Annotated in this window: 2 protein-coding genes and 1 pseudogene; all 3 read right to left on the bottom strand. The window is 61.8% G+C overall.

Features of this window, described 5'->3' with window-relative positions; genetic code table 11:
- The coding region (locus EOA22_RS31885; protein WP_164756122.1) for an AAA family ATPase at positions 1 to 402 on the bottom strand (402 nt) is incomplete at its 3' end.
- 152 nt (positions 403 to 554) lie between these two features.
- Positions 555 to 1,451: pseudogene (gene fusA / locus EOA22_RS31890) on the bottom strand (elongation factor G); the annotation flags it as partial.
- Positions 1,452 to 1,566: 115 nt separating this feature from the next.
- On the bottom strand, positions 1,567 to 1,908 hold the full coding sequence (locus tag EOA22_RS31895; RefSeq protein ID WP_063168265.1) for a nitrile hydratase accessory protein: 342 nt from the start codon (positions 1,906 to 1,908) through the stop codon (positions 1,567 to 1,569).
- Between the last annotated feature and the right edge of the window lie 36 nt (positions 1,909 to 1,944).

A 1,944-nucleotide genomic window follows, 5' to 3' on the forward strand; every position in this document is an offset into this window, starting at 1 on the left:
ACTCATCAGGTCGCGGCCGAGTTGCTCGTCGACCATCGAACATTCGTCGATGACGACCAGCTTGGCCCGCGAGATCGGGCTCTGCCGGTTGAGCGAAAAAGTCGGCGACATCGACGTCTTGCCGGTGATTTCGTCCGACACCGATTCCTCGCCTTTCGGCCGGTAGATCAGCGAATGGATGGTACGCGCATTGACCGCGCCCTTGGAGCGCAGCACCTGCGCGGCCTTGCCGGTGAAGGCGGCGAACTGCACCTGGCCGTCGACATGCTCGGCGAAATAGCGCGCCAGCGTCGTCTTGCCGGTGCCGGCATAGCCGAACAGCCGGAACAGCTGCGGCTGGCCGATCTTCAGCCAGCGGGCGACCGCTTGCAGCGCCTCGTCCTGTTGGGGAGAGAATTCCATCAGCGCGAGAGACCGGATTCGCAAGGGAAAGACAAGACAGCCGCCATCATCATCGATGCGCCGGGACGCTTAAGTGCCGCCGACGGGTCAGGCTATCAGGCACAGACAAGAACGTAAAGGGAACAATCGACCACGTCGGCTGGAAGCGAAATTCAGGCAATGGCCATGGCGGCCCGCGGGTCGCGGTCGTCGGGTGGTAGCGGAACGGGAGCGTATCCGGCATAGCTGACGCTCAACCGTGCCTGCCCGTTCGAACAGGACCGGAGTGCATCCTCCAGCTTGGACATATTTCTAAGCGGCACTGTCGCGTTGACGACGACGACCACGCCGCGGATTTCCCGACTCAGGATCTGGCCACGGCGGCTTTGCAGTTCGGCGATGACGTTGCCGACATGGGTTGCTGAAGTCATTACTTCGACCTTCATGATCGGCTCGAGCAACTGCACGCCGAGGCGTGGCGCGGCTTCGCGAAAGCAGGCGCGGCCGGCGATCTCGAAAGCCAGAGCCGAGGAATCGGTATCGTGAAAAGCGCCATCCATCAGCACCGCCTTGACGCCGATCATCGGGAAGCCCGCAAATGGACCTGAGGACAATATGCTGCGCAGCCCCTTTTCGACGCCCGCAATGTATTCGCCATGAAGCGCACCACCGACGATCCTGGACTCGAACACGGAGTCCGCGCTGTCCGCGTTCGGCTCGAACATGATCTTGACGCGGGCGAACTGACCGGTGCCGCCGGACTGCCTCTTGTGCGTGAAGTCCTGCTTGTGCGTACGGGTGATCGTCTCGCGATAGGCCACTTGTGGAGAACCAATATTCACATCGACCTGGGACTCGCGACGCAGGTGGTCAATGATGATGTCGAGGTGGAGTTCGTCCATGAAGGCGATAATGGTCTGGCCCGATTCCTCGTCTTGCATGACGCGGAAGAAAGCATCCTCGTCCGCCAGCTTCGCCAAGGCGATACGCAGCCGCTCCTGATCGGCCTTCGATTTCGGCTCGATCGCGATTTGCAGCAAAGGCCAGGGCGCGGCAGGCTTTTCCATCATGGGGATATGGTCGCTGGTGGCCCCAATATTTGCAACTGAGTGCAGGAGCGAAATCCGGACTGAGATAACGGAAGACTAAACTGATCTTTTTGGCCTGGCTGCTCGCAGCCTGCTGTCAGGGTCCAGGATCGTTCTCCAGCAGGATCGGCTTGCCGTGCGGGGTGGCATGTGCCGCGCGCTCCCAGGCCTCAGCCATCGCGTCGACATCGGCCTTGGCGGCCAGTCCCTTCGAGGCAAGCAGGCTTTCCAGCGCCGCCAGCCAATGTTCGTAATAATCATGGCCGTCCGCTGCGGCGCCCGGTCTTTTCACTTCGCTCGACAGCGCCTGCGCCCACTCGCTCCACGAAAACAGGCCCTTGTCGTGCAGCGCCACCGTCATGGCGAAGGCCTCGGCCTGCCACGGCTCGGCGAACACCGGCTCGTCGAAACCTGGCGGCAGTTCTTCACGCCGGCTCAAGATAGCTCTCCCAGGCGTCTATCGACACGCGTAGCG

This window comes from Mesorhizobium sp. M7A.F.Ca.US.014.04.1.1 (assembly GCF_003998745.1).
GTDB classification, from domain to species: domain Bacteria; phylum Pseudomonadota; class Alphaproteobacteria; order Rhizobiales; family Rhizobiaceae; genus Mesorhizobium; species Mesorhizobium ciceri.